We start from the raw sequence: 6,573 nt of genomic DNA, 5'->3' as shown, positions 1-6,573 counted from the left end.
AGGTGCTCTGAACCAGCTGAGCTAATCGCCCTATTTTACTAGGTTGCTATCGTTTGTGATTGCGAGTGCAAATATACGCCTGTTTTTGAGTTCTGCAAACAAAAAACAATAAAAAATAAAACTTTTTTAAAAATAACTTATATCTATTTGTTTATGAATTTGTTATTAAAAAGAATTTTTTAAGTTTTTTTCTAAATCAAAAGTATATTTTAATCCAAAGGCAATTCGGCAACAACAAAAGTACTTCCGCCAACGTAAATAAAATCATTTTCTAAAGCATTTTTCTTTGCTTCCGCGAAAGCGATTTCAACAGAATCGTATTTTTCTCCTATTAAACTGAATTTTTCAGCCGCATTTTTTAAAGTTTCAGCAGGCAAAGCTCGTGACGAATTTGGATGACAGAAATAATATTGCGCTTCTTTTGGGAAAAGTGGCAAAATAGAATCTAGATCTTTATCATTCACAACACCCAAAACAATATGCAGTTTCTCGTATTTTTCATTCTTCAGCTGATTCATTACAACCGATAATCCGTGTTTATTGTGAGCAGTGTCGCAAATAATTTTTGGGTTTTCTCCCAATTGCTGCCATCTGCCTTGTAAACCAGTATTTTTTACAACATGCAATAAACCTTCTTTTAATTGTTCAATCGAAACTTTAAAATCGGTTTCATTGTTCAAAATCGAAATCGTCTGCTGAACCGTCTTTTTATTATGAAACTGATAATCTCCAATCAAGTCCGACAAATAAATCTGATCAATCAAATCTGATGCAAAATAAATCGGCGCATTGTTTTCTTCGGCTTTAGCCAAAAATACAGGTTTAGTTTCGTCATTATATTCGCCAATAACAACTGGAACATTCGGTTTTATAATTCCCGCTTTTTCTCCTGCAATCGCTTCCAGAGTATTTCCTAAAAATTGAGTGTGATCTAAACCAATATTAGTAATTACCGAAACCAAAGGCGTAATGATATTGGTAGCGTCCAATCTTCCGCCAAGACCCACTTCGATTATAGCAATATCCACTTTTTCTGCAGCAAAATAATCAAAAGCCAATCCAACCGACATTTCGAAGAAACTCATATCATTGGCTTCAAAAAAATCTTTGTGTTTCGCAACAAATTCAATAACAAACTCTTCCGAGATTTCTTTACCGTTTATTTTAATTCTTTCTCTAAAATCCTTCAAGTGCGGAGAAGTATATAAGCCAACTTTATATCCTGCTTCTTGTAAAACAGACGAAAGCATATGCGAAGTAGAACCTTTTCCGTTTGTTCCCGCGACGTGAATGCATTTTAGCTCGTTTTGCGGATTATCAAGATGAGCTGCCAACAATTTGATATTCGTTAAATCTTCTTTATACGCAGAAGCACCTTGCAATTGGTACATTGGAAGTTGATTAAACATCCAATTGGTAGTTTCTTGATAGTTCATTTGTTTAGATAAAATGGTTGTTGATTGAAATAAATTTCGATTTTTGTAGTTTAATATTACAGCGAAAATTATCTTTATTGCAAATTTCAAATATTTTTTAGAATTAATTATTAAAAACCAGAATTAATATATGTTTAGTTTTATTCAGTTACAAACAGATACAATCGCAAATGCCTCAAATGTAGTGGTCGAGAAGATCGCAGCGCCACAAAATGAAATTTCAATGTTTGGTTTCATCATGAAAGGGGGAGTGTTCTTAATTCCGATCGCGATTTTATTGTTTTACACTATTTACCTGATTTTTGAACGTTATATGTACATCAGCCGTGCGTCTAAAATCGACAGCAGATTAATGCAAGATATTAGTGAAAAATTACATTCTGGAAATATCGAATTGGCAAGAACAATTGTAGAAAGAAATAATACTGCAGCTGGAAATATTTTAAAAGAAGGCGTTTTGGTAATTGGAAGACCAATTTCTGAAATTGAAGCTAATATGGATCGCGCTGCCGATATCGAAATTGGCGAAATGGAAAGACATTTAGGTCACTTAGGACTTATTGCTGGTATTGCGCCAACATTAGGTTTCATCGGAACTATTTCTGGGGTTATCAAGATTTTCTACAGTATTTCGGTTACTGAAAATATCAGTATCGGAAATATTTCTGGAGGTTTGTACGAGAAAATGATCAGTTCTGGTTCTGGATTAATTGTGGGTATTATTGCTTATAGCGCTTACCACTTATTAAACGGAAAGATTGATAATTTTGCTTTAAAAATTCAGAAACAGATTTTAGAATTTGTCAATATAATTCAAAGAGCATAAGCCATGTCTATTAAAAGAAAAAGAAGATTTCACGCCGAAGTTGCGACTTCATCTTTGAGCGATATCATGTTTTTCCTGCTGTTGTTTTTCTTAATTATCTCAACACTGGCAAATCCGAACGTGATTAAGATGACATTGCCAAAAGCTAAAGCGAATGAAAAGACCAATAAACAATTAATTAGTTTATCGGTTACCGAAGATAAAAAGTTCTACATAGACAAACAGGAAGTAGATTTCGAAAATCTAGAAACCAGTTTAATGTCAAAAATAGGAACAGACAAAGAGCAAACTGTCGTAGTTCGAATTCCGTTTAATTTGCAAGTTCAAGACTTAGTAGATGTTTTACAGATAGGAGTAAAGAACAATTTGAAGTTTGTAATCGCAACTAGTCCGAAGTAAAAATAATTATTAGGGCGTGACCACAATAAAAAAATGGGCCAATTAGCATAACGTTGATTTGCCCATTTTTTTATTGTGGTTGTCCCGATAGCTATCGGGAGCGCTACTTCGGTAGCCAGCTTCTATCCCTCACGCGAACTAATTGATAATCTTGACCTGACAGGTTTTTAAAACCTGTTATTTAATAGGAGAAGTAAAAAACGCAATTTTGTCATTTCGACGAAGGAGAAATCTCCACAAGTAGCTCCGCAACGAAAATCCAATCTTTGTAGAGCTTCTCGCGAAGATTTCTCCTTCGTCGAAATGACAAACTGAACGAAAGAAATGAGTCAAACAATTTCTATAAAAAAGGCTTTCAGATTTCTGAAAGCCTTTTTTATAGAAAACAGATTTAGTGTAAATCTGTTTTTTAATCCAAACTGAAATTATAAATAATTTTTCCAACTTGTTTTGCAGGAGCATCACTGTCAGATTCCCATTTGGTATTCATTGCTGCAATTCTTGCTTGATCTAATAAGCATTTTGCGGTATTGGTTGTTCCTTTAATTCCTGGAGTTGCGCTTATTGTTTTTCCGTTTTGGTCAACACTTACTTCAACAACCACTTTTCCTTCTTCGTTACAAGTATATTTTGGTGCTGGTTTAGATAAAGCTTTTCTGTTTCCTAGAGAATATCCAGATCCTCCGCCAGAACCACCGCCAGTTCCTGCTCCGTAACCGCTTCCAGTGCCAATGCCATTTCCGGTTCCGTTACCGCCTCCAGTTCCTCCGCCAGAACCACCAGAGCCATAATATCCGTTAGAGTTTAAGCTTCCGTTAGCTTTTCCTTTATTTCCTGCTGCTTTATCATCTCCATCACCGCCTTTGTTTGAGCCTTTCATAATACTCGCTAAAGCATCGTTTGTTGAGTTAGAAACTTTTGGTTTCTCCGGGACAGGTTTTTGTATCGGTTTTTCAACAGGAACAGGTTTCTTCGGTTTTTCTTTTGTCGGAATCACAACATCATTTTCTGTTGTCGTGTTTTCCTGCGTAATAATCGATTCTTCTTCTGGAGTTGCTTTTGCAGGAGCTTGTTTTACATTGTTTTTTACATCCAAAACTTCGCTTTTATAATTGGCACCAGAACCTAAATCGCTATCTCCAAAATTTACAGTTACGCCGCCGCCACCTCCGCCGCCATCTGCAAGTGCAACATTGTTTTCAGGATTATAAGGAGGCCAAAAACGTATAAAAAACAGCAACGCAATAACTACCGCATAAATAGCGATTGTGAATAGTAATGATTTCTTTTGATCTGAAGAAATAGAGGAACTCATTTAAATTCTGAATTTTGAAATGTATTATTTTAAAAACGTTTAAAAGTAGTAAAAATTGTTTAGAATGAAAGAGAGAATTTAACCGCAAAGGGTGCTAAGGTTTTTTAAAAAATTATAACGCAAAGCACGCTAAGATTTACGCAAAGAAACGCAAAGTTTTAATTGACTTAAATTTGAGTGAATCTTAAGATTAAAAGTTCACAAAGCTTTGTCAAGATAAAGCTTTGCGAACTTAATATTTAGATATTGCTTGCGCTCTGAATAAAAATATCTTAGCATACTTTGCGTTAAATATTTACAGTACAAAAAAACGAGCCAAACAATAAATCTGGCTCGTTTATATATTAAAGTGTAGAATATATTACACCAACTGTTTCAATGCAATCTCAAAAGCAGTTGCACTAATATTTGTTTTTGACGAACTCAGAGCGTGAGCTTTAACAATCGCATTTTTAATGGTATCAGATGTATCGTTAAAAATAGCCTCATCGGTCATTTGAACTTTTTTCTCCATGAAATAAGCAAAAACTCTTGCCATTCCGCAGTTCGAAATAAAGTCAGGAATCAAACTTACTTTACGGTCTACTTCTTCCATGATAGAACCAAAGAAAATTTCTTTGTCAGCAAAAGGAACATTTGCTCCGCATGAAATTACTTCCAATCCGTTTGCGATCAAGCTGTCAATTTGAGCTTGAGTTACCAATCTTGAAGCTGCACAAGGAGTAAATATTTCAGCACCAATAGTCCAGATTTTAGAATTGATTTCCTCAAACGGAATCATATTATCGGCTATTAATTTGTTTCCGTCTTTGTTTAAAAACAACGTTCTAATTTCTTCAAAAGAAAAACCTTCTTCTTTTATTAATCCGCCATCGCGATCAATGATTCCGATAACTTTCGCTCCCATTTCTGCTAAATAAAAAGCAGCTGCAGAACCTACGTTTCCGAAACCTTGAACAATCGCTTTTTTACCTTTAATGTCTCCGCCGTAAGTTGCGTAAAAATGACGAACTGCTTCTGCAACACCAAAACCAGTAATCATATCGGCAACGGTATATTTTCTAGTAACGTCTGGTGAGAATTTAGGATTTTCAATTACTTTAATTACACCTTGACGTAATTGTCCGATTCTATTAATTTTATCAGCTTCGGTTGGTTTAAAGTGTCCATTAAAAACACCTTCCTGCGGATGCCAAACACCACATTCTTCCGTCATTGGAATTACTTCGTGAATCTCATCAACATTTAAATCTCCTCCAGTTCCATAATAGCTTTTTAATAAAGGAGAAACGGCTTTGTACCAACGTTGCAAAACACCTTTTTTGCGAGGATCGTTTGGATCAAAATTTATTCCAGATTTAGCTCCTCCAATTGCAGGACCAGAAACTGAGAATTTAACTTCCATAGTTTTAGCCAATGACAAAACTTCGTTCATGTCTAAGCCTTTTCTCATTCTTGTTCCTCCACCCGCAGCTCCTCCACGAAGTGAATTAATAACAGTCCACCCTTCGGCTTCTGTTTCTGAATCTTTCCAATTGAAAACAATTTCAGGTGCTTTGTTTTCAAATTGTTGTAATAAATCTTTCATTTTGTTGTGATATGTTTATTTTGCGTAAATGTATAAAATAGAATAATGCGAATAATGTATTTTGCATCAAATTTATAAAACAAAAAAGAAAAGCCGTCCCGAAATTTTTCGGGACGGCTTTTTGAATATTCAGAAAATTAAGAATTATTGTCCTAATAAATGTTTTTTCAAAGTTTCGTCAACTGGTTTGTCAGAAAGCCAGATTCCAAATAATGCTTTTTTGAAATCGAATCCAGGAATTTTTCCTTTCAAAACTTCGTTTTTAGAAACATAAACATTTTGGTCTAATGGGTTGTATGCTAAAATGAAAACATCTTTTTCTGTAATGGCATCGCTTAAGAAACTTTTTAACTGCTCAATTCTAGGACGTAATTGTTCAAGATTTGCACCCGCAGATTTTTCAAAACCTGTGTTCATAGCTTTTGTCAGTTTATTTGAAGAAACCATAGAAGAAGTAATTTCGATTCTAACTGCCATTTCAGTATCACTATCAATAATGAATTGAGGATCCTGCGCTAGTTGAGATAAATACAATGCCTGCACATAAACTTCCAACCACATTTTTGATCTTCCACCAGCACCGTTAAGTTGTAAAGTCTTACCAAGAAAATCTATTTTTCTAGGAACTGTTACGCCATTAACATCGATTTGAGTTTGTGCCGAAACAGTAGAAAATTGTAAGCTTAAGAGGAATGTTAGTAATAGTAAAATCTTTTTCATGTTCTATCAATTATTTATTTTTTGGTCAAAAATAATGTTAATTTATTAATATTTGGTTCATTTTTAATATGTTTTTTTTCTGTAAAATTTACATTTAATTTTTGTATTACATTAAAAATCAATTTAGTAAGACTAATTTTACGTAGATTTACGTGTTTTAAGAATTGTTTAATTAAAGACTGCTAAAAAGTCATCAAAAATGTTCGTTTTTCTATACTTTAAAAAGAAAAAAAGACTTTTAAGTTTTAAAAGAATTGTTGCGAGATTAACGCTCATTTGGAGAAAAAGC

General features: G+C 34.0%; 6 protein-coding genes. 2 read left to right on the top strand and 4 right to left on the bottom strand.

What is annotated here, in order from left to right:
* Positions 1-209 precede the first annotated feature (209 nt).
* Positions 210-1,436, bottom strand: coding sequence for a bifunctional folylpolyglutamate synthase/dihydrofolate synthase (locus AC1Q5Z_RS22355; protein WP_492446887.1), 1,227 nt, complete (start codon positions 1,434-1,436; stop codon positions 210-212).
* Between the two features lie 130 nt (positions 1,437-1,566).
* Here AC1Q5Z_RS22355 and AC1Q5Z_RS22350 point away from each other — a divergent pair, with 130 nt between their 5' ends.
* Positions 1,567-2,262, top strand: a complete 696-nt coding sequence (locus tag AC1Q5Z_RS22350) for a MotA/TolQ/ExbB proton channel family protein (protein WP_198857833.1) — start codon at positions 1,567-1,569, stop codon at positions 2,260-2,262.
* Positions 2,263-2,265: 3 nt separating this feature from the next.
* Complete coding sequence (locus tag AC1Q5Z_RS22345; protein ID WP_008464192.1) at positions 2,266-2,661, top strand: ExbD/TolR family protein; 396 nt, start codon at positions 2,266-2,268, stop codon at positions 2,659-2,661.
* Between the two features lie 409 nt (positions 2,662-3,070).
* Here AC1Q5Z_RS22345 and AC1Q5Z_RS22340 read toward each other — a convergent pair whose 3' ends face one another.
* The 3 genes from AC1Q5Z_RS22340 to AC1Q5Z_RS22330 all read right to left on the bottom strand — a co-directional run bounded on the left by AC1Q5Z_RS22340 (position 3,071) and on the right by AC1Q5Z_RS22330 (position 6,284).
* Positions 3,071-3,976, bottom strand: a complete 906-nt coding sequence (locus AC1Q5Z_RS22340) for an energy transducer TonB (protein WP_492446884.1) — start codon at positions 3,974-3,976, stop codon at positions 3,071-3,073.
* A gap of 361 nt (positions 3,977-4,337) precedes the next feature.
* Positions 4,338-5,564: a Glu/Leu/Phe/Val dehydrogenase dimerization domain-containing protein gene (locus AC1Q5Z_RS22335; protein WP_492446882.1), complete on the bottom strand. Its 1,227-nt coding sequence runs from the start codon at positions 5,562-5,564 to the stop codon at positions 4,338-4,340.
* Positions 5,565-5,708: 144 nt separating this feature from the next.
* Complete coding sequence (locus AC1Q5Z_RS22330; protein ID WP_198857830.1) at positions 5,709-6,284, bottom strand: chalcone isomerase family protein; 576 nt, start codon at positions 6,282-6,284, stop codon at positions 5,709-5,711.
* Positions 6,285-6,573: the final 289 nt, after the last annotated feature.

This window comes from Flavobacterium sp. GW823-FHT06G12 (assembly GCF_058794775.1).
Note: the sequence above shows the minus strand (reverse complement) of the source record. Positions and strands in the feature narration are given on the sequence as shown.